At 36.1% G+C, this 25,084-nt stretch carries 20 protein-coding genes and 1 pseudogene; 13 read left to right on the top strand and 8 right to left on the bottom strand.

The genetic code is table 11. The annotated features are described in order from the left end of the window. The 3 genes from BBH99_RS00675 to BBH99_RS00685 all read left to right on the top strand — a co-directional run. A partial coding sequence (locus tag BBH99_RS00675; protein ID WP_066690619.1) for a hydroxymethylglutaryl-CoA synthase family protein occupies positions 1–1,185 on the top strand: 1,185 nt, incomplete at its 5' end. Between the two features lie 683 nt (positions 1,186–1,868). Next, a complete protein-coding gene (locus tag BBH99_RS00680; RefSeq protein ID WP_066690621.1) occupies positions 1,869–4,670 on the top strand; it encodes a SusC/RagA family TonB-linked outer membrane protein in 2,802 nt (933 codons plus the stop codon). Positions 4,671–4,684: 14 nt separating this feature from the next. Further along, positions 4,685–6,151 carry a RagB/SusD family nutrient uptake outer membrane protein gene (locus tag BBH99_RS00685; RefSeq protein ID WP_083188703.1) on the top strand — a complete coding sequence of 489 codons (1,467 nt, stop codon included), beginning with the start codon at positions 4,685–4,687 and terminating at the stop codon, positions 6,149–6,151. A 100-nt stretch (positions 6,152–6,251) separates the two neighbouring features. Here BBH99_RS00685 and BBH99_RS00690 read toward each other — a convergent pair whose 3' ends face one another. Continuing rightward, entirely contained in the window at positions 6,252–7,178 is a 927-nt protein-coding gene (locus BBH99_RS00690) for a helix-turn-helix domain-containing protein (RefSeq protein ID WP_066690627.1), read from the bottom strand. Between the two features lie 181 nt (positions 7,179–7,359). Between BBH99_RS00690 and BBH99_RS00695 the strand changes: the two genes are divergently transcribed. Together BBH99_RS00695 and BBH99_RS00700 are read left to right on the top strand one after the other, a co-directional pair. Beyond that, complete coding sequence (locus BBH99_RS00695; RefSeq protein ID WP_066690630.1) at positions 7,360–8,889, top strand: aldehyde dehydrogenase family protein; 1,530 nt, start codon at positions 7,360–7,362, stop codon at positions 8,887–8,889. Positions 8,890–9,210: 321 nt separating this feature from the next. Then, positions 9,211–9,594, top strand: a complete 384-nt coding sequence (locus tag BBH99_RS00700) for a DUF779 domain-containing protein (RefSeq protein WP_066690631.1) — start codon at positions 9,211–9,213, stop codon at positions 9,592–9,594. A gap of 113 nt (positions 9,595–9,707) precedes the next feature. Here BBH99_RS00700 and BBH99_RS00705 read toward each other — a convergent pair whose 3' ends face one another. Beyond that, positions 9,708–10,907 (bottom strand): dicarboxylate/amino acid:cation symporter, encoded by a 1,200-nt coding sequence (locus BBH99_RS00705; RefSeq protein WP_066690637.1) that lies wholly within the window; start codon positions 10,905–10,907, stop codon positions 9,708–9,710. Positions 10,908–11,000: 93 nt separating this feature from the next. Here BBH99_RS00705 and BBH99_RS00710 point away from each other — a divergent pair, with 93 nt between their 5' ends. The 3 genes from BBH99_RS00710 to BBH99_RS00720 are packed head-to-tail and all read left to right on the top strand — an operon-like array spanning position 11,001 to position 12,783. Then, a complete protein-coding gene (locus BBH99_RS00710) occupies positions 11,001–11,912 on the top strand; it encodes a DnaJ C-terminal domain-containing protein (RefSeq protein ID WP_066690639.1) in 912 nt (303 codons plus the stop codon). Positions 11,913–11,915: 3 nt separating this feature from the next. Then, positions 11,916–12,218, top strand: a complete 303-nt coding sequence (locus tag BBH99_RS00715) for a chaperone modulator CbpM (protein ID WP_066690641.1) — start codon at positions 11,916–11,918, stop codon at positions 12,216–12,218. A gap of 37 nt (positions 12,219–12,255) precedes the next feature. Further along, positions 12,256–12,783: a hypothetical protein gene (locus tag BBH99_RS00720; RefSeq protein ID WP_066690757.1), complete on the top strand. Its 528-nt coding sequence runs from the start codon at positions 12,256–12,258 to the stop codon at positions 12,781–12,783. Positions 12,784–12,834: 51 nt separating this feature from the next. Here the strand turns inward: BBH99_RS00720 and BBH99_RS00725 are convergent, their stop codons facing one another. Together BBH99_RS00725 and BBH99_RS00730 are read right to left on the bottom strand one after the other, a co-directional pair. Beyond that, a complete protein-coding gene (locus BBH99_RS00725; RefSeq protein ID WP_066690643.1) occupies positions 12,835–13,818 on the bottom strand; it encodes a PLP-dependent cysteine synthase family protein in 984 nt (327 codons plus the stop codon). A gap of 117 nt (positions 13,819–13,935) precedes the next feature. Further along, complete coding sequence (locus tag BBH99_RS00730) at positions 13,936–15,165, bottom strand: ABC transporter permease (protein WP_066690646.1); 1,230 nt, start codon at positions 15,163–15,165, stop codon at positions 13,936–13,938. A 4-nt stretch (positions 15,166–15,169) separates the two neighbouring features. On the opposite strand from BBH99_RS00730, the gene BBH99_RS00735 reads away from it, so the two are divergent. Then, positions 15,170–16,366, top strand: coding sequence for an exo-beta-N-acetylmuramidase NamZ family protein (locus BBH99_RS00735; protein ID WP_066690760.1), 1,197 nt, complete (start codon positions 15,170–15,172; stop codon positions 16,364–16,366). A 51-nt stretch (positions 16,367–16,417) separates the two neighbouring features. On the opposite strand, the gene BBH99_RS00740 is transcribed toward BBH99_RS00735, so the two are convergent. The 4 genes from BBH99_RS00740 to BBH99_RS00755 form a co-directional block, all read right to left on the bottom strand. Continuing rightward, positions 16,418–16,624: a hypothetical protein gene (locus BBH99_RS00740; RefSeq protein WP_066690649.1), complete on the bottom strand. Its 207-nt coding sequence runs from the start codon at positions 16,622–16,624 to the stop codon at positions 16,418–16,420. Positions 16,625–16,628: 4 nt separating this feature from the next. Beyond that, positions 16,629–17,255, bottom strand: a complete 627-nt coding sequence (locus tag BBH99_RS00745; protein WP_066690651.1) for a DUF3575 domain-containing protein — start codon at positions 17,253–17,255, stop codon at positions 16,629–16,631. A 6-nt stretch (positions 17,256–17,261) separates the two neighbouring features. Further along, a complete protein-coding gene (locus BBH99_RS00750) occupies positions 17,262–18,437 on the bottom strand; it encodes a thioredoxin family protein (protein WP_066690652.1) in 1,176 nt (391 codons plus the stop codon). Positions 18,438–18,589: 152 nt separating this feature from the next. Then, positions 18,590–18,952 carry a winged helix-turn-helix transcriptional regulator gene (locus BBH99_RS00755; RefSeq protein WP_066690654.1) on the bottom strand — a complete coding sequence of 121 codons (363 nt, stop codon included), beginning with the start codon at positions 18,950–18,952 and terminating at the stop codon, positions 18,590–18,592. Positions 18,953–19,086: 134 nt separating this feature from the next. Between BBH99_RS00755 and BBH99_RS00760 the strand changes: the two genes are divergently transcribed. From BBH99_RS00760 to BBH99_RS00775, 4 genes and pseudogenes are all read left to right on the top strand, one after another. Next, complete coding sequence (locus BBH99_RS00760) at positions 19,087–20,031, top strand: alpha/beta hydrolase (protein WP_066690657.1); 945 nt, start codon at positions 19,087–19,089, stop codon at positions 20,029–20,031. 11 nt (positions 20,032–20,042) lie between these two features. Beyond that, positions 20,043–20,610, top strand: a pseudogene (locus BBH99_RS00765) (cysteine hydrolase family protein). 175 nt (positions 20,611–20,785) lie between these two features. Continuing rightward, positions 20,786–22,381 (top strand): histidine kinase, encoded by a 1,596-nt coding sequence (locus BBH99_RS00770; RefSeq protein ID WP_066690658.1) that lies wholly within the window; start codon positions 20,786–20,788, stop codon positions 22,379–22,381. Positions 22,382–22,494: 113 nt separating this feature from the next. Then, complete coding sequence (locus BBH99_RS00775; protein ID WP_066690660.1) at positions 22,495–25,080, top strand: zinc-dependent metalloprotease; 2,586 nt, start codon at positions 22,495–22,497, stop codon at positions 25,078–25,080. The last annotated feature ends 4 nt before the right edge of the window (positions 25,081–25,084 follow it).

Below are 25,084 nucleotides of genomic sequence, written 5' to 3' on the forward strand. Positions count from 1 at the left end.
GAAGATGCAGCAACCTTTGCGGCAGAAGCCTTATTAAGATTGATTCAGGATTATCAGATCAATCCTAAAGAAATTTCAAGAATTTATCTGGGTACGGAAAGTGCTGTAGACGCCGCAAAACCAACGGCTTCTTATGCCATGCAGATGGTTGAAAAGGTGCTGGAGGAAGAATTTGGTGAAAGAGTTTTTAAAAACTGTGATGTAGTAGACATGACCTTTGCCTGTGTAGGCGGGGTAGATGCTTTACATAATGCATTGGACTTTGTAAGAGTAAACCCAGATAAAAAAGCTGTAATTATTGCCAGTGATTATGCTAAATATGAACTGGCTTCGTCAGGAGAATATACTCAGGGTGGCGGAGCTGTAGCATTATTGATTTCTGCAAAGCCAGACCTTCTTGAAATCGAAAACAATTGGGGAGTAGCTACAGAAAGTGTTTTTGATTTCTTTAAACCGAGAAGGCAATATAAAAAAGAAGATCTGAATGGAGCTCCAGAAATGTATCCTGATAAAATTGAGATTTTTACGGATGAACCTGTTTTTGACGGACAGTATTCCAATCAGTGTTACCAGGACAGAATCAGAGAAGCTTATCAGCACTATAAAGAAATTACAGGGAAGGAAAAACCTTATGAAGATTGGAGATATATTGTTTTCCATTTACCATATGCTTTCCATGGGAAGAGAGTCTTTACAGAGATTTATAGTCTGGAAAACGGAATTTCCTATGAAACCCCGGATGAACAAAAAGCAGTTGCTAAATCGGAAAATTATCTGCAACTGATTAATACTACTATTGAGAAGACGCAAAGGGCATCTTCAGAAATAGGGAATATGTATACAGCTTCTATTTTTATGGCTTTCCTTTCCGGGTTGCAGACTTCCTTTAATGAAAATGAAGATCTATCCGGAAAAGAAATCGGATTCTTTGGATATGGCAGTGGCTCTAAATCAAAAGTATTTGCTGGTAAAGTTTCTCCTAATTGGAAAACTGTGGCAGAAAAATGGAATTTATTTGAGAATCTGAATCATAGAAAGGCTATTGATTTTGAAACTTATGAAAAGCTTCACAGAAAGCAGTTAAATAAGTCTGTAAATCCGGAATACAGGGGATTTGGTCTTGTTTCTATTGAAACTGAAAACCCTGTTTTAATAGGAGCCAGGTATTATAATTACCAAAAGTAGACTAACAGATAAATATCATAAAGCATTTCAATTTTTGGAATGCTTTTTTATTTATGATATCCTTACTTGAGGAATCATAACAAAATATTAACTGATTGTATGATATCTGCTCTATCTATTCCTTGTGATTAATTTAATTTCAAAAAAGGAAAGAACGTAATTTTTTTGTGAAAAGTATAATGTAAATATCAAAAATAAGATTAAGAAATAGTTTAAAAAGTTTATGGGTTAAGACTTCTTTTTAATTAATATATATTAAGGTATTTTTAATTTTATTTTTACAGTAATTGCCTTTTTAAGCAGTATTCCTGACTTTTATCAGGTCTTTTTTTATATTAATTCACTAAAAAACACTAATTTTTTTGCTCTTTTTACTTAAAAAATGGATCATATTTGTTTTATTTTTTTCACTTATATAAATATTTAATGTTTATTTTTTTCACTTATTTTTTAAAATTAATGTACATTAATTTTTATTTTGCTTTTCGTTAAAATTCCTTTAATATTTAAAATGCTTTGGTATTCTCTAAAATTTCAAATATAATTGAAGTTTTTTTTTATCATTTTTTAGAGTTATTTAAGAATAATCCTTTTGTGTAGGGCTGTTTTGAGGTTTTAATAAATTGATGGTATTAATATTTATTAACATATTTGTCCCCTTGAATATATTAAAATCTGTTAATATGAATGTGAAGTTACATGTATTAAGTGCTGGAGCTTTGTTTTTTTTAGGACAAGCTGCCTATGCACAAAAATCTAAGAATGATTCTATTCTGAAGGAGAATAAGATCGATGAGGTAATCGTTACTGGATATCAGAAGAAAAAAGCAGATGAAATTACCCAGGCTCAGGCCGTTGTAAGTGGAGATGCTATCAGAAGAAACTCTCCTACAACATCTATCGGAAACTCTTTACAAGGTAGAGCTTCAGGGGTATATGTACAAAGTGCTACCGGACAACCAGGGTCTACTGCTACAATTATGGTAAGAGGAGTTGCGGGTGTTGGTGGTTCTTCTGAACCTACTTATGTAGTAAATGGTATGTACATGACTGCTAAACAGTTCAGTGCAATCAACCCTGCAGACGTAGAATCAATTTCTGTTCTTAAGGATGCTGCAGCTACGGCTCAGTATGGTGCGAGAGGAGCAAATGGGGTAGTTGTAGTAACAACTAAAGCCGGAAAAGTAGGAAAAACTCATTATTCATTTGAAAGTAAGTTTGGTTTTAGTGAAAAGCTGAAGGATAAGAACTTTAAAATGATGAATTCTAGAGAGCTAATGAACTATCAGAATGAGTTAGGTTACCTAGGTGTAGCGCCAAGATCTCAGGATGAAATTAATGCTCTTGCAGTTTATGATCACAACTGGCAAAAAGACCTTTTGAGACCTTCAAGTATTCAGTCTTATTTGTTCAGCGCACAGGGAGGTTCCAGAGAAAGCACATTCTACTATTCATTAGGATATGATGCTGATAATGGTATTCTTAGAGATGTAGACGGACTTAAAAGATATACAGGTAACTTCGGGTTTACTAATAAGTTAAGTGAGAAGTTAAATGTTGGAGTTAATGTTGGAATTCAGTATCAGGTTACAGAAAACTTCAGAGACAGAAACAACACACAGAACCCATTCGCAGCAATGTATAAATATGCTCCTTACGAGCCAATTTATAACCCAGATGGTAGCTACAACCAAAAAATGAGAGCGGGTTCAAACACTGTAGAGCAGATCCGTAATAACAGATCAGAAGATCAGAGATTAAGAGTTCCGGTAACTTTATTCGGAGAATATAAGATCACAGATGGATTGAAATTTAAAACGAATTTCAACGGACTTTACGATTGGTACATGAATACCACTTGGATGAAAAAGGGATCTAACCTGGATTTAACGACCAACAAAGTTCCTACAGGTTCATTAGCGAAAAACTCATTCTATGGATTTAACTATACATGGAACAACTCATTAAATTATAAAAAATCATTCGGAAAACATAATTTCGATTTCTTAGGATTTATTGAGTATAACGATAACTTCACGGAAACAGTGAATGCAAGTGCTTATGGATTAAAATCTACAACACTTAGCGTTCCATCTATCACGACTCCTTCAGACAGAAATACATTTACCGGAACTAAAATCAGAAATACCCTTTTCAGTTTAGCTGGTATGGTAAATTATGATTATGAAGGTAAATATTTAGCAACTGCATCATTAAGAAGAGATGCTTCTTCAAGATTTGGAGCTAATAACAAGAGCGGGATCTTCTGGTCAGCAAGTGCTGCTTGGAACATTGCGAAAGAAGACTTCATGAAAGGTGGTTTCATCAACGACTTGAAATTGAGAGCTTCTTATGGTACAACCGGAAATGACGGTTCATTATCTGATTATTACAACGTTGCGAATGTTGGTTTCGATTTATACGGAAATAACGCAGCTTTATTCCCTGGAACTTATAACAACACTGAAAAAGTTTACATCGTTGGTAACCAGAATCTGAAATGGGAATCTAATGCGGTAACTAACGCAGGGGTTGACTTTGTAATGTGGAAGAGAAGAATCCGTGGTTCCGTAGAAGTTTACCAAAACAAGAGAAAAGATTTCGTACAGTTAGTACCATTAGATAAGCAGGAAGGTTCATATTACCAATATATCAATGCTGGTGATATGACTCAGAAAGGTCTTGAAGCTGAATTAAGCGTAGACGTGATGAGAAAGAAAGATTTCCAATGGACTGTACGTGCTAACATCTCTTTCCAGAAATCAACTCTTGATAAGCTTGCAGAAGGGCAAACTGAAAGAAATCTTGGATATACTTACCTTAAAGTAGGTGAATCTCCATACGCATTCTATAGCGTTAGATTTGCAGGAGTAAATCCGGAAAATGGAAATGCTCAATATTACGATAAAGCAGGAAATATTACAGAAAAATACAGTGCTTCTGATGCTGTTCCACTTACAGACAAATCTCCTTTCCCAACAAGCTTCGGAGGTTTCGGAACTACACTTCAATATAAAGGATTCGACTTCAGTGCAGACTTTACATTCAAGTTAGGAGGTTATACTTATAACAACATGTATTTACTTGCTGTTGACCCAACTCAGGCTAAAGCAGGAAGAAACATGGCTCAGGCAGCTGCTAATATGTGGAGAAATCCGGGTGATACAGGAGTATTCCAAAGAGTAGACTCTAACGGTATGCGTGATTCTGATCAGTGGATTGAAAAATCAGACTATTTAAGATTAAGATCCCTTACATTAGGATATACTTTTGATAAATCATTGCTTGGAGAAGATGCACCAATTAATAAACTAAGATTGTTTGTACAAGGGCAGAACTTATTTACAGTAACAAGTTTCCACGGAGAACCTGAAATTTCTGTAGGATCTGCTGAATCTGCGTCATTATTTGTTCCAGGATCATTTAACCTTTATACTTATCCTGCTGTAAGAACGATCATGGTAGGAATGCAATTAGAATTTTAATATTGAATAGCTTTATGAAAAAGAATATAATAACAATAAGTTTAGCTGCGTTGACCGTTTTTGTATCGTTAACGTCTTGCGAAAGAAATTTGGATCAGATTTCATCAGTGAATGAGGCAGAAGAGCAGGCGATGACCAGACCTGAATCATTCAGACAGGCTTTAGATGGAGCTTATACTGCATTTAAAGGAACAGGTTATTACACTAGTGATGCAGGTAACCAACTTATTATGGGTGACCTTACTACAGATAACCTTATTATTTCAGATGCAGGAAGAAACTCTAATGCTTCAGCTTCCAACTTTGAATTCTCTTCAGATAATTCACAGACTACAGGGTTGTTCAGTGCAGCATATGCGGTAGTAAGCAGAGCTAATTTCGTTTTATCTTATTTAAATAACGGAGTATTAACAGGTGCTCAGAAAGATAATATAGAAGCAGAAGCCAGAGCGATCAGAGCAGCGGCTCACTTTGATATCTTAAGAGCTTATTCTGTAATTCCTACGCAGAATTCAACAGCAGAACACCAATATGGAATTTATTATTCTGAATCTTTTAATCCTTTAAATAATAATTCATCCAGAAGCTTATCTGTAGATGAGTCATATAAAAAAGTAATTAATGACCTTTTATTTGCTGCTGATAAAATTACTCAGAATGATGCTGATAAAGGAAGATTCAGCAAAGCTGCTGTATACGGATTATTATCAAGAGTATACCTTTATAAAGGAGAGTATGCCAATACTGTAAAATACGGTCAATTAGCTTTAGGACTTTCACCAAGTGTTACAACATTGGATAACTTCAATAGAATCTGGAAAGAAAATGAAGGATTGGCTAAAATTACCGATGGAGTTTTATTCCAGATTTCAAATGCTGCACCTGAGCGTAATACAGTAGGGGTTGCTTACAACCAGCTAATTGATGGTCAGTACAGATCAGAATTTGTTGCAGATTATGCTTTCTTCAACATGTTTGCTAATAATGACGTAAGAAAAACGTCTTACTTTACTACTGCTTTGTACAACAAAAAGATGTACAACCACATTACAAAATATGCAGGTAACGGTGGACCGGTTAACATCGTTCCGATTAAATATCTGAGAACTGCTGAAGTATTACTTAACGTAGCAGAAGCTTCTTACAGATCAGGAGACGAGGGAACAGCTCTTACTTTACTAAACCAGTTGAGAAAAGAAAGATATACTTCATTCACTCCTGGAGCAGAAGCAGGAACAGCTCTTTTAGATGCTATCCTGAAAGAAAGAAGACTAGAGCTTGCTTTTGAAAATGACAGATGGTATACCTTGAAAAGACTTGGTCTTCCTGTTCAGAGATCAGGGAAAGGAGATATTGCTGATGGTAGCGGATCAAAAGCGCTTACTCAGACTTTAGCTGCAGATAGCTACTTATGGCAATGGCCAATTCCTATCAATGCTATTCAGGCTAACCCGAATATTAAGCAGAATGATAAATATTAAGAATTAATTTTTTAATATAAATAAGAAGAGCTCCATGAATATGGGGCTCTTTTTTTATTGTGATGATAGGTCTCCAGGAACATGTATCTAGTATTTAACATTACTCCCGTACAACCATCCTGTTCTGATAACTCTTCGGGGTGATACCTTCCAGTTGTTTAAAGACTCTGGTAAAATAATTGGTGTCTGAAAATCCGGTCTGGTAAGCTGTTTCTTTAATGCTGTTCTGAGTAGCCAACAACTCCTTAGCCTTATTGATTCTTTCCTGCAGGATAAAGTCATTAGGAGAAGTTCCCAGCTCATCTTTGAACATTTTAAAAAAGTTCGATTTACTTACATAAGCAAGTTTGGCAATACTTTCAATAGACAGTTTCTGATGCAGGTTTCTTTTAATATAATCTACAGCAAATCCAATTCTCGATTTATTCTTTACAATATTTCTTTCCACCATGCTTCTGGCCTGTGTCTGCATAAGCCGTATCAGAAGTTCTTTCAAAGCGAAATCAGCCATAATATCCTTTTGGGAATTATCATCCATGGCTATTCTCATAATATTGTTGGTGGCAGAAGCCAATGCCTGATTGTTAAATAGAAAATATTCATCCAACTGAATATTCCATTGGGAGGCTTCATCTACCTTTGGGAGGTGATAATTTAAATAATTAAGGGAATTCTCTATAAAATCCGGGTTTAAACTTAAAGAAATACATTGCGTAGGAGTTTCATCAGCCTCTGGAAAATCGATTACCATAGTTTCTCCGGGAGCAACAAGAATACTTTCTCCAGGAAAGTAATCAAAATAACTGGTTTTTTTATCCAGTTTCATATGTTTCTTCCCTCTTAGCATGGCTGTAAATGCAATGTTTTCAAAATGAAGTTTCACTCCGAAAGCAGTTTTATGTGTTTCGTAGATACTGAACTCACAATTGTTTAGATTGAACTTTGTCTGGTTTTCAACAAGACTCAATAGCTGGTTTTCCTTATGTAATTCAGGAGTATTTAATAAAATCTTACTATTGTTATTCATTTCTAAATATTTTGATGAAGGCACTAACTCAAATATATAAAATTTGCTCCAACGTTGCTGTTAAGAAAATAATAAAATTGATTTATGTACTATTCTGCACTTTTTTTATACGATTGTGCTATAGGTTTTTCATGCATCCGTGTAATTTGGTAGTATCTAAAAAATTAAAATAAATACTGATATGAGCACTCTTACAGAACCAAGATCAGCAACGCTTTTACAGCGCCCTGAGTTCAAAAGCAGATATGATAATTATATTGATGGGAAATTTACACCACCCGTTAAAGGACAATATTTTGATGTAGTGTCACCTGTTGATGGAAAGAACTTTACTCAGGTGGCTCATTCCTCAAAAGAAGATCTGGAACTTGCCGTAGATGCAGCAGAAAAAGCATTTCAGACATGGAAGCATACCTCAGCTACAGAAAGAAGTATCATTCTTAATAAAATTGCAGACAGGATAGAACAGAATTTAGAATATCTGGCGACTGTAGAAACTATTGATAACGGAAAAGCGGTTAGAGAAACATTAGCGGCTGACCTTCCATTGGCAATTGATCATTTCAGGTATTTTGCATCCGTTATCCGTGCAGAAGAAGGATCCCACAACGAACTGGATAAAGATACCGTTTCCCTGATTGTTCACGAACCTCTTGGAGTAGTAGCACAGATTATTCCATGGAACTTTCCGATCCTGATGGCAACCTGGAAGCTGGCTCCGGCATTAGCAGCCGGAAATTGCGTAGTTTTAAAACCAGCAGAGAGTACTCCTGTCTCTATCATGATTTTAATGGAGCTGATCGGGGATCTTTTACCGGCAGGAGTAATTAACATTGTCAATGGTTTCGGTGCAGAATTGGGAAGAGCTTTGGTGACCAATCCTAAAGTATCCAAAGCAGCGTTCACAGGATCTACAGCTACGGGACGTATGGTGATGCAGTATGCTACGGAAAATATAATTCCTGTAACATTGGAATTAGGCGGTAAATCACCTAACGTTTTCTTTAATTCTGTAATGGATGCTGATGATGAATTTTTGGATAAAGCTATTGAAGGTGCTGTTCTTTTTGCGCTTAACCAGGGAGAGATTTGTACATGCCCATCAAGACTGTTGGTTCAGGAAGGAATCGCAGATGCTTTCATCGAAAGAGTGATTGAAAGGGTAAAAGCCATTAAAGTAGGAAATCCTTTGGATAAAACCGTGATGATGGGAGCACAGGCTTCCAAAATTCAAAAAGAAAAAATTCTTTCCTATATCCAATTGGGAATAGACGAGGGTGCTGAAGTGTTGGTAGGCGGCGATGTCAATCACCTTGGAGAAGACTTGGAAGACGGATTCTATATTCAACCTACAATCTTCAAAGGAAATAATAAAATGAGAATTTTCCAGGAAGAAATCTTCGGTCCCGTATTAGCGTTTACCACCTTTAAAGATGAAGAAGATGCTGTAAAAATCGCTAATGATACAATCTATGGTTTGGGAGCTGGAGTGTGGACAAGGGACGCTCATCAGCTATATAATATTCCACGTCAGATTGAGGCAGGAAGAGTTTGGGTTAACCAATATCATTCGTATCCGGCAGGAGCTCCTTTTGGAGGGTACAAACAATCCGGGATCGGAAGGGAGAATCATAAAATGATGCTGGATCATTATCGCCAGACGAAAAATATGCTGATCTCCTATAATAAGAATAAGTTAGGTTTCTTTTAATATTATGTAGGACGTGCCCGATTGCCTTGGCTTTTCCCAGGGCAAACGGTCGGGCTATGCAGGGCTTCACTTCGTTTCGGTGCTCCATTTCATTTTGCACCGGCTCGTTCCTCGCCGCCCTTACTATCCCTCACGCAAAAAAGAAATCATTTACAATAATTAAAATAAATGGGGAATCCCAAATTTGCTAAAAGATGAAGGCGCTTCAATGACAGAATCACAGGCTCAATTTAAACATGATGTATGAGCAGGTCCGGCAAATCATATTTGCCGGACTTTTTAATGAAGAATAATAGCAATTCAATTATAAATTAAGAAAAAATGGAAACAAAAATAGCAAGGCTTTCCGCCACAGAAAAAGCGCTTGAAGTCATCCGTGAACTTGAAGAAAAATATGGTGCCCTGATGTTCTACCAGGCAGGAGGCTGCTGCGAAGGTACCCAGCCACAATGTTTCGAAAAAGGAGGATTCTTCCCAAGAATGAATGATGCGATGATCGGAACCATCAACGGGCATGAATTCTGGATAGACCGTGATCTTTTTGAATACTGGAAATACTCCCATTTTACTTTGGATATAACGGATGGTTTCGGACCGGGAGGCTTCTCGCTGGAAACTCCTTTAGGAAAGACATTCAAAGTACAATACAGACTTTTTACCCCTGAAGAATATAAGAACCTCCAGCCGGTAAAACGCAGCGTATAAGCTCTGAAATTGGGTAAATATATACTATTTTATGTGTGTTATCATTGACTAAGCAGAATCTTCGATTTATGGCGAAGGAAGAATCTCAAGTATAGTTAAATTGATATGAATTGTCAATCCTTGACAAACCGGCTGACAAACATCGCGGCGACAATATCTCCCACTGAATTTAACACAGTAGCCAAAGGATCTACCAAAGTTCCAATAATCATTACGGCAGGAATGGCTTCCTGAGGCAATTTATACACCGAGATCATCAGCATTTCTCCAATATATCCGCCATTAGGTATTCCTCCCGCTACAATACTCACAAAAACTGTAATTCCCAGAGCTAAAAGCAAGTTAGAAGGATCAAAAAAGTCTTTTCCAATAATTAAAAATGCTACATAGATTTTAATAATCGAAGACATTGAAGACCCATTTTTATGCAGCGTTGTCCCAATAGGAATTACAAGATTGGCAATAGAATTCGGAATTCCGATCTTAGATGCAGCCTGTAAATTGGCAGGCATGGTTGCAAAGCTGCTGCAGGTACTTATTGCGGTAAGAGTAGGATAGATAGCGTTGGTCCAGAAACTTTTCACTCCTTTCTGTCCATTAGCCATAAATGCATAAATGGAAAAGAAAACAAGGAAGTAAATAATTCCGGCCACATAATACAATCCTAAAGGTTTCGCATAAAATCCAAAAAGCTGTGGCCCTAATGTAGCCACCTGGTAAGCAAAATAAGCTCCCAAACCAATCGGTGCCAGCTTCATTACCAATAACAGTAGCTCTTTCATCACTTCATATCCAGAGGCTATAAAAACCCTGAAAGGTTGTCCTGCATCTCCTGTTTTTCTGGCTGCAAAACCAGTCATGAAAGCAAAAATAAGAAGGGCCAGCATATTTTGTCTGGAGAATAAAGCTGTAAATTCACCCACAGTAAAGAAACTTACAATTCTATTTCCCCAACTATCCTCATTGGCAGCTTCTGTTATCATATCAGAGCTTCCGGAAACTCCCGAAACCGGAAAAAGATAAACAGCACAGATAGTGAAAACGGCAGCTGTAAGAATAAAAAACAGAAACGTTAGTGCCATAACAAGAATAATCTTCCCGAATTTGGATTGCTGCTCTAACGAGGCAATAGAATTGGATACCGCAAAGAATACCAGAGGTACAACACTTACAAAGAGAAGATTCAGAAATATATCTCCCAAAGGTTTAATGTATTCTACAAAACCAGGTGCAACAATTCCTATGATGCTTCCAATAGTAATTCCCAGAAGTAAAAATATAATTCCGGAATAGTTTTTCAGTACCTCTTTCATGTGGTAGTTTTTATCAAAGATAAGTTTATTTTTAACACTTCGTTATGCAATTTTCAGACCTAAAATTCATAAATTTGAGTAAACATCGTTTCTATGGCTTATATAGATTACTATAAAATTTTAGGCGTAGATAAAAGCGCAACCCAGGATGATATCAAAAAGGCTTACCGGAAATTGGCCAGAAAACTGCATCCGGACCTTAATCCTGATGATAAAGAATCAGAAAGAAAATTCAAAGAGCTGAATGAAGCCAATGAAGTGCTCAGTAATCCGGAAAATCGTGCAAAGTATGATAAGTACGGAGAAAACTGGAAGCATGGCGAAGAATATGAAAAAGCTCAACAGCAGCAAAGGCAGTATCAGCAACACCAGAACTACGGTGGTGGTTTCTCTGGTGCAGATTTTGGTGAAGGCGAAGATTTTTCAGATTTCTTCCAGAATATGTTTGGCGGATCTGGCGGCTTTGGTAAAAGTTCAAGAGGAAGAGCTTCAGGAAAGTTCAAAGGCCAGGATGTACAGGCAGAATTAACCCTGAATTTAAGAGATGCCGCTGTAACTCATCCGCAAACTTTTGAAATTAATGGTAAAAAAGTAAGAATCACAATTCCTGCCGGAGTTTATGATGGGCAGAAGATCAAATTAAAAGGCCATGGAAATCCGGGAGTAAATGGAGGCCCAAGCGGGGATCTTTACATTACTTTTAATATTCCAATAGATCCTGATTTTGAAAGAGTAGGAGATGATCTTAAAACAAAGGTTGCCATTGATCTGTATACTGCAGTTTTAGGCGGAGATGTAAAGGTAAATACATTAAATGGAAGCGTCAATCTTAAAGTAAAACCGGAAACCCAAAGCGGAATGACCGTAAGACTGAAAGGAAAAGGCTTCCCTGTATACAAGAAAGAAGGAGAACATGGCGATCTTTTTGTGACCTATGAAGTGAAACTGCCTACGAATCTTACCGATAAGCAGAAAGATCTTTTTGAACAACTTAAAAATTCTTAGGCTATGAGTGAAAGAATATCACGGGAAGAACTCGTAAGAATATACAATATAGAAATCACCTTTTTTGATGAGCTTGTAGATTATGGGCTTTTAACGGTACATATTGAAGATGATATTCATTATCTGATGTATGAAGACCTGCCGGATTTGGAAAAATTTGCTAATTGGCATTATGACCTTGAAATTAATCTTCCAGGTCTGGAAGTAATTCATAATATGCTGAAGAAACTGGAAGCTTTAAAAAGAAGAAACAGAGAACTGATGAATAAACTTTCAGCAATCAGTGACCAATATGAAGATATTTAGCTTAGTTTTGTAGCTTTTTAAAGCAACAATGTATATTATGAGTGAGGAAAAAGTGATTATATTAAAACCTGAAAGGAAGAACTTTGAAGAGATTTATTTTAGCGGAAGTCAGGGCAGCCTGCTTTTTTCTCCTACCACGAAGGGTAAAACGATCACGACAATTGCTGCCGCTGTTATTTTACTGATTGCATTTCTTCTGAAAGATAATTTTAGTAAAGAAAGTCAGGGTATTTTATATTTTTTCAGCTTTATCTTATTGCTTTGTGCTGTTTATTTATCTGTAAGTGTCAATAAAGTTTCAAGATGGAAAAAACAGGTTAACCAATATCTGAACACATTGGAAAAATGCAAAATTTACGAAATCAGAATAGAACAGAATTTTTTTACAGTCAATATTGATGGTGAAAAAGAAACCAGCGAATGGAAAGATTTCGAGTTTTTTGATAGCAATCATGATTTTATTTCTCTTGAAGGAAAATACAGTTATATGTTTCCCAGAAAATCAATGAGTGAAAGAGATTATTCTTTTCTGAAGACCATTTTAAAAGATAAAATCCAGGCATAAAAAAATCAGAGCAAAATGCTCTGATTTTTATTTTTATAATGTTTTGTCTCGTTAATCCAGCCACCCCATTTCCTTCATCCATTCATCATTGTAGATCTTTCCTACATATCTTGAACCGTGGTCGTGAAGCAATACTACAATCACATCATCTTTAGTGAACTGATCTTTCATCTGAACCAATGATGCGATAGCACTTCCTGCTGAATATCCGCAGAAAATTCCTTCTTCTTTAGCCAGTTTTCTTGCGTAGATCGCTCCATCTTTATCCGTTACTTTTTCAAAGTGATCAATAACAGACATATCATAATTTTCAGGAATGATATCTTCACCAATTCCCTCAGTAATATAAGTGTAAGCGTGATCGTAATGCAATTCTCCTGTTTCGTGGAATTCTTTAAGGATAGAACCATATGTATCAACTCCGATTACTTTAATATCCTTATTTTTTTCCTTGAAGAAGGTTCCACATCCTGTAATAGTACCTCCTGTTCCGGCACCTACTACAAAGTGAGTAAGCTTTCCTTCTGTTTGTTCCCAGATCTCAGGGGCTGTAGACTCATAGTGAGCAGCCCTGTTAGATAAATTATCATATTGGTTTACATACCATCCGTTCTCAGTTTCTTTTGCCAGTCTTTTAGATACTGAATAATAAGAACGCGGATCAGTAGGTTTTACATCGGTAGGACAAACAATTACCTCAGCTCCTACAGCGCGAAGGATATCACATTTTTCTTTAGATTGCTTGGAATTAGTAACAAAGATACATTTGTACCCTTTGATGATAGCAGCTAATGCCAATCCCATCCCTGTATTTCCGGAAGTTCCTTCAATAATAGTTCCTCCAGGTTTTAATCTGCCGTCTTTTTCAGCATCTTCAATCATTTTAAGAGCCATTCTGTCTTTTACAGAGTTTCCAGGGTTGAATGTCTCTACTTTTGCTAAAACTAATGCCGGAAAATCTTCACCCAGCACATTGTTAAGTTTTACCAATGGTGTGTTTCCTATAGTTTCTAGGATATTTTTTGCGTATTTCATAAATGTTTTATATGCGGTGCAAAGATAATGCTTTTAAAATTATCCGTACTGAGAGCATGCATAATTACAGCTCAAAACAGATCATTAAAAGCTTATTTTAAACTCCAATAATAAGGTTTAATTGTATTTAATAGCCTTCACTGGAGAAATCTTACTGATAAGATAACTTGGAATAATTAAGGCAAGAGCAGAGATAAGCAAAATTCCTAATGAAATGGAAACAATAGCAATAGGGTTAAGATCAACCGGAACAGTGCTAACATAATAATTTTCAGGATTAAGTTTAATTACTCCAAAGAATTTCTGAATAAGAATTAACCCCAATCCAATGGCATTTCCATACAAAAGACCCGGAATCATAATGATTAGGGTATAATTGATAAAGGTAGCCCTGATCTGAGCATTGCTGGCTCCTAAGGTCTTAAGTAGCCCGATGGAATTGGTCCTTTCAATAATCAGGATAAGAAGAACCATGATAATATTGATAACCACTACAATCAGCATAATGATGATAATGAGAGCAATATTGGTATCGAAAATACTGATCCAGTCTGTAATTTGTGGGAATTTTTCAGTAGCTTTTTCAGCATAGTTTTTATAACCGATTAGTTTTTCAATATCGGGGAAATCCTTGTCTATATCATTAACATTTTTCAGGAAAATATCAATGCCTCCAATCTCGTCAGGTTTCATATCCTGAATCTTTCTCGCGTGGTTAATTCCTCCAATTACAAATTGTTCATCAATAAGTTTGATATCAGTTCTATAAATTCCGATGATTTTAAACTTACGGTACAAAGGTTTTTGGTCTGCTTTTAAGAAAACAGTAACAATACTGTCATTCACTTTAAGGTGCAGATCATTGGCTATTTTCTGTGAAACTGCCACATCATTATTAAAACCTACTTCTGTTACTTTTGGAGTGGTTCCGGCAATAAGGAATTTTTTAAATCGTAAGCTGTCGAAGTCTTTTCCGATTCCTTTAAATATAATTCCCGCAAAATTATGCTCATTACGCATAATCCCAGTAACAGTTACATATTTTTGAATGCTTTCAACGTCCGGAAGTTGCTTGATCTTGGCAATATTCAGTCCCTGATTATCTAAAACCGAAGTGTTATAAGAAGAATTGGATCGGGTTGATCTTACCGTAATGTGTCCGCTGAAATCTGCGAGCCTCTCTTTAATAGCTTTTTTGGAACCGAATCCTGTGGCTACGGTAATCAGGGAAACAATGATTCCCAATGCTACAGAAAGCCTGCCAATGAAGATGATAACCCTTGAAAGGTTATTTTTGTTATCTTTGGAAAACGCTATTTTTCTAGAGAAATATAAAGGAAACTTCAAGCTTATGAATTTAGATTTCAAAATTAAAAATTTACTTCTGATTTGCCTAATTTTTTTAGGAGTATTCAACCAATATTATTCTCAAACTCAAGTTCAACCGGATTTTAAAACCGGGGCAGATCAGCCAGAACTTTATTTACCTTTACTAAAGGATAAGACGATTGGAGTAGTAACCAACCAGACAGGTTTAATGAGCGATAGAACCCATCTGGTGGATTTTTTAGTGAAAAACGGAGTGAAGATCAAAGCTATTTTTGCCCCTGAACATGGTTTCAGAGGTGATGCTGATGCCGGAGCAAAAGTGAAAAATGGAGTAGATGTTAAAACAGGAATTCCAATTGTATCTCTCTATGGAAATAATAAAAAGCCTACACCTGAGCAATTAAAAGGAATTGATGTTGTGGTTTTTGATATTCAGGATGTAGGAGTAAGATTCTATACTTATATTTCTACTTTAACTTACCTGATGGAAGCGGGAGCTGAAAATAATGTCGAAGTAATGGTATTGGATCGCCCCAATCCACACGATGGTTATACTGACGGACCTGTTTTGAAAAAAAAATGGACAAGTTTCGTGGGAATGCACGAAGTTCCGGTAGTATATGGACTTACTATTGGTGAGTACGGGAAAATGGTGAATGGAGAAAAGTGGCTGAAAAATGGAGTTCAGGCAAAATATACCTTAATTCAAATGAAAAACTACCACAAAAAGCAACGTTACCCGATGCTGGATAAACCATCTCCAAATTTACCTAATGATAAAGCCATTAATTTATATCCAAGTTTATGCTTTTTTGAAGGAACTCAGGTTTCTGTAGGAAGAGGTACTGAACAGCCTTTCCAGATCTATGGTTCACCATGGACTGAAAACCTTCCTTATAAGTTTACTCCCAAACCAAGTTATGGGGCAAAAGATCCATTTTTAAACGGAAAATTGTGTTATGGTGAAGATCTTTCCAACTATCCTAAGGATTTGAGAGAACTGAACCTTGAATGGGTAATCAAAGCTTACCAGAACTATAAAAACCCTCAGCTGGATTTCTTTTTGAAAAATCTTTGGTTTGATACTCTTTCCGGAACCGATGAACTCAGAAAGCAGATTATTGCCGGGAAATCAATTCCGGAAATTAAAGCTTCATGGAAGAAAGATCTGGAAGATTTTGAAAAGATCAGAACCCGATATGTGATGTATGGGGATTAATAATATGTCTTAAAGTAACTTCCAGCCTCGTGCTTCCAGCTTCCACTTTTTTTAATCAAAATTGTGGGGTGGGGTTTTATCATTCTTGCCCTTATTTAATATAAAGAGACCTATTGTTAAGCCAACAACTCCTGCAAAAGCAGTTAATGAGGCTCTTTGTAGTTTATCTGGAAGATCATTTCCGAGGTAGTTCATTAAAAAAAGGATCACAAAAGTGATTACAGAAATGATAATATGGTTTTTTCCGAATGGCTTCATTGTATTATTTAAATTTATAAGAAATCATCACACCACCTCTGTAAGGGATAATTTCTCCACTTTTGTTAAATTTCTCTGCTACATCATAACGCCTTCCTGTTGTTCTGTCATAGCCTTTATAAAAACTTTGTGAAGTTCCTATGGTCGCATAAAGGTCAAGGTTCCAACGGTCAGATAATTGAAACTGATAGCCTCCCGTAATTCCTAACATAATAGAATAACCTTTTTGGTAAAGATTAGAATTCATAATGTATTCTCCGTCTTCTTTTTGAGTAATATCATCATTCCAATAATTCCATTTTGCAGCATTATAAGCAGCAACAGAAAGATTAACTCCTATATACCAGTGCTTAAAGGCTTCTTTGAAATAATATCTTCCTTCGACAGAAGCGGAATAAAATTGTAATTCATGTCCTGCAAAAGACTTCCATGGTGAGATAAAGACATCTCCCTGAAGGGTATATTTAGGCCTGATCTGCTTTTCTATACCCAGATTGAAAATACCTATTGGTAAAAAAAGAGCATTACCTTTTACATACAAACTTTTCTCATCGCTTTGTTCCTGCTCCTGTGCCTTAAGTGAACCTATGCTCAGGAATGCCAAAGCACCCATTAATACTCTGTATTTCATCAAGTGTTATTTTATTTGTTTTAATAATTCTTCCGCTAATTTAGAATCTCTGTTGGCCTGAACGGCTATATTTTTAGACATTTCAGCATAATTTTTGGCTACTTCTTTATTTCCTGTTAAGAAATAAAGTTTAGCTAAGATGTATGTGTTTTCTGAAGTTTCACCTCTCATCACAGACTTTTCTGCCCATTCAGTTGCTTTTTTTAGTGAAGATGGTGTTTGTACATGATCTGCAAATACCCATGCTGCTCTTAAAAGTTCATCTGGACTGAATCCATCCGGATTTTTATAATAATCTAAAGCTGCTTTTTCGTATTCTGGAAAATTGGCATTTAATTCATAGTAGTGAAGTTTCGTCTGGCTGAGCTTTGTATTCGCGGCTTGTTTTCCTACCAATGGTTCAGCCATTTTCATGAAGTACTCATCGTTGATTTTTTTGTTTTTATCATCAATGGATTGTTCTACAATTTTTGACAGTTTTATCTGGCCATCAAATTCATTGTATGTTTCTTCAGGAAGGTATTTGATGATCTCTGCTTTTCTGGAAGTAAAAGCTTTATAATTGGCATCTTCAGCTGATTTCAGGAAAAACAGCATATATCCGATTTCTTCTTTTGAAAGAGGATCAGAAGCTTTTTTGTTCTCAAAATATCTCTCAGAAGCCTTTTTGGCGAACTCGTAATCAGTATCAGAATTAAGCTTCATAATATTGATCAGGAATTCAGGATCTTTTTCTCCGTTAGCAAACCTTTCTTTAAGGGAACCTTTTTTATTCCCTTGCGAATTGATATCCTGAGCCATTGTCACAAACATACTTTCTTCCATATACCCCGTATTTCTGGAAACAAGCTCACCTTCACCGTTCAGGAAAAGGTAAGTAGGATAAGAGCGGACTCCAAATTTGGTGGCAAGGTCTCTTCCTTCTCCTTTTTCCATATCAAATCTTGCATTAATGAAGTTGGTATTGAAATATTCTCTCACAGATTTCTGAGGAAAAACATTTTTTTCCATCATTTTGCACGGCCCACACCATGAAGCATACGCATCAATAAAAACCAATTTCTTTTCTTTTTTGGCTTTGGCTATAATTTCCTTAAATGGTAGTTCCTGAAACTGTATAGTCTCTTGAGCAGAGATGGCAATAGAGCAAACAATAGATATCCCGGAGATGATCTTCTTCATTTTCAATTAAGATTTGAAGCGAAGATAAATAAATTTCAAAATATAGAAGCTGGAATCTGAAGGTTGAATGTTGATATTAACTAATTTTAAGACTTACCTTTTTTAATTGTGATTCTCTTGCCTATCTTTTCTGTGATTAAAAATAACTGTATCTACTCCTTTTTCTTAGATGCTTTATGTTCTTTGCCCCAAACTTCAAGCTGGCTGAGTACCGGAAGTAACTTTTTTCCTATTTCTGATAATTCATATTCTACTCTGGGAGGAACCTCTGCATATACTGTTTTGATAACCAGATTTTCCTGTTCCATTTTTTTAAGCTGTAGGGTAAGCATCCTTTCGGAAATATTGGGAATTCTGTTTTTCAGCTCAACAAACCTCAGCCTTTCCTGTTTGAGTTGGTAACAAATGGAAAGAATCCATCGTCCACTAATTAAGTTGACAGCATATATTTCGGAGCAACAGGATTCCATTGTTTTTTTATTCTCGTTATTGGTGGATGATTCTTTAATACTCATACTAACATTTTTGTTCGCTTCATACAATCTGTTGCATACTTGTACACTGCAACATTGATGATTTAAATTTACAAATAAAACAGGAAATATAGGTGATGATCCTATTTCCATAGATTCTTATACAATAAAATATTATGGATTTAAATAGAATTAATAAAGAACTGAGGGCAAGTATTGAAAGTGTTCCGTATTCGCTGGAACTTGATGAAAATTTATTTTTGAATGCTCCTGAAATACTACAGAAGGAAAGAATAGAATTTACAAAGGCTCATTCTGTTAAGCAGCCGGCTCATATTAAGGTGACAGATATTTTTATTCCAAGTTCAGTGGATGGTGAAAAAATACGTCTGCATATCTATCAGCCGGAAAAATTCAACCGGAATAAAACATTGATTTATTTTCATGGTGGCGGTTATGTTTTTGGCTTGCCGGAGCAGGTTGACAGCCAAATGTTTGAAATAGCAGAAGGATTGCAGGCAACTATTATATCGGTAGATTACAGATTATCACCTCAACATCGTTTTCCTGTGCCTGTTTTGGATGGTTTTGATGCTTTAAAATGGCTCATTGATAACGGAGAAACCCAATTGGGAATTGACCCAGGAAATGTTACTGTTTCCGGAGCAAGTGCCGGCGGACATTTAGCTGCATCAGTTACCCAGATGGCCGTAGATCAGAATATTGATAATATAAAACATCAGTTTTTATTGTATCCGGTTATTCATAATAGATTGAATACATCTTCTATGAAAGAGTTTACAGATTCACCATTATGGAGCCGAAGATATGCTGAAATAGCATGGCAGCATTTTCTAGGTAAAGAGAATATAGATAAATGTGTTACTTATTCAGATCTGACGCATTATCGCAATTTTTCTGCCTTACCTCAGACCACCATCGTAGCCTGTGAGCTTGATCCTTTAAGGGATGAAGGTATTGAATATTCCCAATTGTTATATCTGGCCGGAGTTGCTACAGAATTGTGGGTAGTTCCCGGAGCAGTACATGTCTTCGATTTGTTTGATTGCCCTTTAACTGATGAATACAAAAAGTTTATGATGAATAAGCTGTTTAAATAAAATAAAAACACATGAAATTAAGAGAAAAAAGACCAGCTTTGATTCTTGTAGATATTCAAAAAGGATTTCTTGATGAAAACTATTGGGGCGGAAACCGAAATAATAAAGATGCAGAAAAAACAAGCGGTAAAATACTGGAAAAATGGCGGGAACTGAATTTACCAATATTTCACATTCGGCACAGCTCAGCCAATCCTCAATCTAAATTGCATGAATCTGATCCGGGATTTGAATTTAATGAGAACGTTTTACCTCAACATGATGAATGTATTATCACCAAAAATGTTAACAGCGCATTTATAGGAACAGATCTGAAAGAAAAATTAGATGTTCAGGAAAATAAATACGGTGGTTATTTTAGGGATAACAACCAATCATTGTGTTTCTACAACCACAAGAATGGCAGGGAATTTCGGATATGAAACGTATGTTATTTCAGATGCTACAGCAGCTTTTGACAGGGTTGGGATACATGGTGAAAAATATAATGCAGAGTTGGTTCATCTGATGGCATTAGCCAATTTGAATGAAGAGTTTGCAACAGTTATGAATGCTGAAGAATTATTAAAAAGCTTGTAGTGAATTTTATCAAAACAAGTTGTGTCTACAACAAATTTTAAGATAATTTTAATTCACCAAATGGTCCTCAAATCTTTGTAATACCTTTGCAAACGAATAATTTATATACAGAAGTGATCTTTAAAATATAGGCTCTACTACAGCATTGTTAAGGTTTTCTGTATAAGAAAATAGAATGCAGAAGAATTTGAGTATTAATTTTAAAAACGCCTTATCCCAAAAATCTATTTATGTTGCCGCTTTATCCACCTGCCTGATTGCAGTAGTGGCTTTTGCCGTTTTAAGTCATTTAATTGCCGAAGATAACCGTAAAAATAATGAAGACTTTGCGAAAAAAACATTCTTCAGGAAATATGAATCTGTGGAAAGCGAATTCAGGAATATTGAAGATTACCAGTATCTCCTTCGTGAGCTGATTCAAAAAGACGGATTGAAAAACTATAGAGATTATTCTCTGGTTTTAAATGATTTGAATAAAAAAAGAAACCTGTTAACCTACAGTTGGTATTATTACGACAATCATAAAACAGGAAAATATGAAAGTAATAATCCTCTGGCTAATGTTTTCAAAGAGAGAAATAGTGAAAAAGGATCTATTGCTATAAGAAATACACGTTCCGGACATTTCAAAGATCTCTTAATAAGTCGTAAAGACAGCATGTTCTGGGTGAGCTATGATTCTATCACATTGCCGGAGAAAAATGTTCTGTATTATGGTTCTACGGTAAGCCTGGATGATCTTCACCAATATTTTACCAATGTAGATAAAAGCTCCAATACTTATGCTTATGTTTTTACCAAGGAAGGAATCTGTATTACCCATCCTGAAAAAAAGTACATTGGGAAGAATGTTTTCAGTTTTACGGATATTAAAGCAAAAGATACTTTATGTAATGCCGTAAAATCAGGATATACAGAAGGACTTGCCAACTCAGAATATCTGGCGATGGAAGTCACACGCTTTATCAAACCTTTGAAAACAGATAATTTCGATGGGTATGCAGTGGTTAATTATGTCAACTTTATTACAGATGAAAATATCAATAAAGTAAAAGCTTATACAGTATATATATTTCTGGCTGCTTTATTTCTGATCGTTACTGTTTTCATTTTATTCCAGCGGTCTACAAGCATCGCATATAAAGAAAAAGAAAAGATACAGTCTGAAAAAAACCTGCTGCTGGTAGAGAATGAAAAAATGCATAAAGCAGAAGTGATTAATCAGCTTCAGCAGCTTAAGAATAATATCAATCCCCATTTTCTGTTCAATTCTCTGAACTCTCTTTATATGCTGATTGGAATTAATAAAGAGAATGCCCAGAAATTTACGATGAATCTTTCCAAGATCTACAGGTATCTGATTGTTCCGCCAAAGGAAAATATTGTTCCTGTTTCTAAAGAGATTGATTTTATCCAGAAATATATGGAGCTTCTGAAAAGCAGGTTTGATGAAGAGCTGAATTTTCAGCTCATTATAAAAGATCAAGAAAGTTTAAAGAAACGGATTCCTTATTTATCCCTTCAGATTGTCACGGAAAATGCTATAAAACATAATGTTGCAACCATAGATCAACCCTTGGAGATTACAATAGAAGTAGAAGGAAATGGAATCACAGTAAAGAATACATATCAGCCCAAAACGGAAGAGGTACAGGGAGAGAAATTCGGAATTGATTATTTGAATCAGGTTTATGAGTATTTTAGAGAAAATCCGCTTCATATTTCTGTAGATGGTGAAAAGTTTATATGTTTTTTGCCATTAATGAAATAAAATGGAAAAATCCATTCACTCCCGAATAATCACCTTTCACTCCCTAAAACACCCTATATAATTCACTATACCTATAGCTTTGCCAGCTGAAACTAAGATATTTACTATTTGGAATGAATCGGACTATTTTAATGAAGAATTACAGGCTTGCACTGTATCTTGGATTAGCTATGGCATCGCCGGCCGTCCTTGCACAGAAAAAAGATACTGTAAAAACGACCAAGGACAAAACCGAAAAAGCAGATCTTTCATCATCAAAAAAAACAAAAAAGATTGACGAACTGATTAAGAAAGGGACTTATAAAAAAGGGCTTTTCAATACCATTCAGGTAAAAACAGATCTTTATTTTGAAATCCCTGACAGTTTGATGGGGCGCCAGTTTTTGGTAGTGAATAAGTTGTCTCAGGTACCGTTGCAGGTCAATGAAGCTGGTCTGAACAAAGGAATGAATTATGAGAATAAGATTATTTCTTTTTACAAAGACAGTGTTGCCAAAAAGGTATGGGTAAGAACTTCTGAAGCTAAGGTGTCTTCTCCTAAAAATGATGCCATTACAAAATCTGTTAAAGATAACTTTTCAGGATCTGTCATTGAAGTTTTTGATATTGAAGCACAGAACAGTGACTCTACTTCGGTAGCCATTAAAGTAAATAAGGTTTTTGACGGAAATCAGAAAAGCTTTAATGATGTGTTGGCCAATGTTGGCCTTGGCGGATCAGTAAAATCAAGTCTTTCCTTTATTGAAGGAGTAAAAACATTCCCGGAGAACGTTGTGGTTAAGTCTCAGCTGAGCACATCTGTGAATGAAGGTGGAGTAGATTTACCGGTAACACTTGGAGTAACCAGTAACCTGGTGTTGCTTCCCAAAGTTCCTATGAAACCAAGGATTGCAGACGCAAGAGTAGGATTCTTCAGCGAAAAGCATTGGTCTTTTAACGATCAGCAGCAGAAAATGGATGAGAAATTTTTCATCACCCGCTGGAACCTGGAACCTAAAGATGAAGACAAGGAGAAATATCTGAGAGGAGAGCTTGTAGAGCCTAAAAAGCAGATCGTTTATTATATAGATCCTTCAACACCAAAACAATGGCGTGAAAAGATCATTGCAGGAGTTCATGACTGGCAGGTTGCTTTTGAACAGGCTGGTTTCAAGAATGCAGTAATTGCTAAGATGCCGGATGAAAAAGATGAAGATTTTGATATCGATGATGTAAGATATTCCGTGATTACCTATGCAGCTTCTCCTAAGTCGAATGCGATGGGACCATCTGTAGTAGACCCAAGAAGTGGGGAGATCATTGAAGCGGATATCATCTGGTGGCACAATGTAATGACTTCTCTTCAGGAATGGATGAGAATTCAGATAGGACCTATTGATCCGAAAGCAAGAGCGAATAAGTTTAGTGATGAATATATGGGAGAAGCTATTCGTTTTGTATCGTCTCATGAAGTAGGACACACCTTCGGATTGAAGCACAATATGGGATCTTCATTTGCATTCCCTGTAGAATCGCTTCGTTCTAAAGAGTTCACAGATAAAATGGGTGGAACTGCACCTTCTATCATGGATTACGCACGTTACAACTACGTGGCACAGCCGGAAGATGGTGTTACAGCGATTACTCCAAAGATTGGAATCTATGATAAATATGCCATTGAATGGGGTTACCGTTGGTATCCGGACGAATTTGCTGAGAAAAAAGCATTAAAAAATCTGATTGATAAGCACGAAGATGATCCATTGTATTTCTATGGGGAACAGCAAAGCTACCTTGAAACAATAGATCCGCGCTCACAGTCGGAAGATTTGGGTGATGATGCGATGAAAGCCAGCGAATACGGAATGAAAAACCTGAAGGTGGTTGCCAATAATCTTTTAAAATGGACGTATGAAGACGGTAAAGATTATACGGATGCAGGTAAATTATACATGGGTGTTATTGGGCAATGGGATCTGTATACAGGACATGTAATGGCGAATGTAGGTGGGATCTACCTGAACAATACCGTTTTTGGAAACAAGAAAAAAGCCTATGAAGCAGTTCCTGCTGAAACCCAGAGAAGAGCGGTTGATTACCTGGTTAAAAACTCAATCCATCTTCCGGAATGGCTATTCTTTAACCCGATTACAGAGAAAACATATTCGGTGAAAAATTCACCAATGGGACCGTTTGAACAGACGCCATATACCCTGGCAAGAGGAATGCAGTATGCCAACATCTATTCCCTGTTTATGGACGACCGATTGCTTAGACTCCTTGAGAACGAGTTGAAGCATGAAGTTTCAGGTTCCAAAGAGGAGATTTATACCGTTGAAAACCTGTTTGAACAGGTGAGAACAGCCATTTTTAATAAGAAAGGAAGCCTCACGATGCTTGAGAAAATGGCGCAGAAAAATTACGTGGATGCATTGATTGTTTCGGTGAACAAATTATTCGAAAAAACAGCCGTAAAAACATTGAAAACAGATCAGACATTAAATATGCCGATGATCTGCAACTATCATGAAGAAGGTAAAAACCTTAGAAACATCAATTATTCATCCATGAAAAGAGTATCTGAAGTAACAACGTACAAAAGAGCAGAATTACAAAAGGTTCTGAACTTCCTGAATGGAACCAGATACAGAGGTGATGACGCTTCAAGAGCGCATTACGCAGATTTAATTATTCGTATTGAAGAGGCTTTAAACAAATAAACAG

The organism is Chryseobacterium contaminans (assembly GCF_001684955.1).
In the GTDB taxonomy this organism is placed as follows: Bacteria; Bacteroidota; Bacteroidia; order Flavobacteriales; family Weeksellaceae; genus Chryseobacterium; species Chryseobacterium contaminans.

Excerpts from the sequence above, each read along its gene's own strand:
- BBH99_RS00680 (WP_066690621.1), top strand. The coding sequence starts at position 1,869 with ATGAATGTGAAGTTACATGTATTAAGTGCTGGAGCTTTGTTTTTTTTA.
- BBH99_RS00685 (WP_083188703.1), top strand. The coding sequence starts at position 4,685 with ATGAAAAAGAATATAATAACAATAAGTTTAGCTGCGTTGACCGTTTTT.
- BBH99_RS00690 (WP_066690627.1), bottom strand. The coding sequence starts at position 7,178 with ATGAATAACAATAGTAAGATTTTATTAAATACTCCTGAATTACATAAG.
- BBH99_RS00695 (WP_066690630.1), top strand. The coding sequence starts at position 7,360 with ATGAGCACTCTTACAGAACCAAGATCAGCAACGCTTTTACAGCGCCCT.
- BBH99_RS00700 (WP_066690631.1), top strand. The coding sequence starts at position 9,211 with ATGGAAACAAAAATAGCAAGGCTTTCCGCCACAGAAAAAGCGCTTGAA.
- BBH99_RS00705 (WP_066690637.1), bottom strand. The coding sequence starts at position 10,907 with ATGAAAGAGGTACTGAAAAACTATTCCGGAATTATATTTTTACTTCTG.
- BBH99_RS00710 (WP_066690639.1), top strand. The coding sequence starts at position 11,001 with ATGGCTTATATAGATTACTATAAAATTTTAGGCGTAGATAAAAGCGCA.
- BBH99_RS00715 (WP_066690641.1), top strand. The coding sequence starts at position 11,916 with ATGAGTGAAAGAATATCACGGGAAGAACTCGTAAGAATATACAATATA.
- BBH99_RS00720 (WP_066690757.1), top strand. The coding sequence starts at position 12,256 with ATGAGTGAGGAAAAAGTGATTATATTAAAACCTGAAAGGAAGAACTTT.
- BBH99_RS00725 (WP_066690643.1), bottom strand. The coding sequence starts at position 13,818 with ATGAAATACGCAAAAAATATCCTAGAAACTATAGGAAACACACCATTG.
- BBH99_RS00735 (WP_066690760.1), top strand. The coding sequence starts at position 15,170 with ATGAATTTAGATTTCAAAATTAAAAATTTACTTCTGATTTGCCTAATT.
- BBH99_RS00740 (WP_066690649.1), bottom strand. The coding sequence starts at position 16,624 with ATGAAGCCATTCGGAAAAAACCATATTATCATTTCTGTAATCACTTTT.
- BBH99_RS00745 (WP_066690651.1), bottom strand. The coding sequence starts at position 17,255 with ATGAAATACAGAGTATTAATGGGTGCTTTGGCATTCCTGAGCATAGGT.
- BBH99_RS00750 (WP_066690652.1), bottom strand. The coding sequence starts at position 18,437 with ATGAAGAAGATCATCTCCGGGATATCTATTGTTTGCTCTATTGCCATC.
- BBH99_RS00755 (WP_066690654.1), bottom strand. The coding sequence starts at position 18,952 with ATGAGTATTAAAGAATCATCCACCAATAACGAGAATAAAAAAACAATG.
- BBH99_RS00760 (WP_066690657.1), top strand. The coding sequence starts at position 19,087 with ATGGATTTAAATAGAATTAATAAAGAACTGAGGGCAAGTATTGAAAGT.
- BBH99_RS00770 (WP_066690658.1), top strand. The coding sequence starts at position 20,786 with ATGCAGAAGAATTTGAGTATTAATTTTAAAAACGCCTTATCCCAAAAA.
- BBH99_RS00775 (WP_066690660.1), top strand. The coding sequence starts at position 22,495 with ATGAATCGGACTATTTTAATGAAGAATTACAGGCTTGCACTGTATCTT.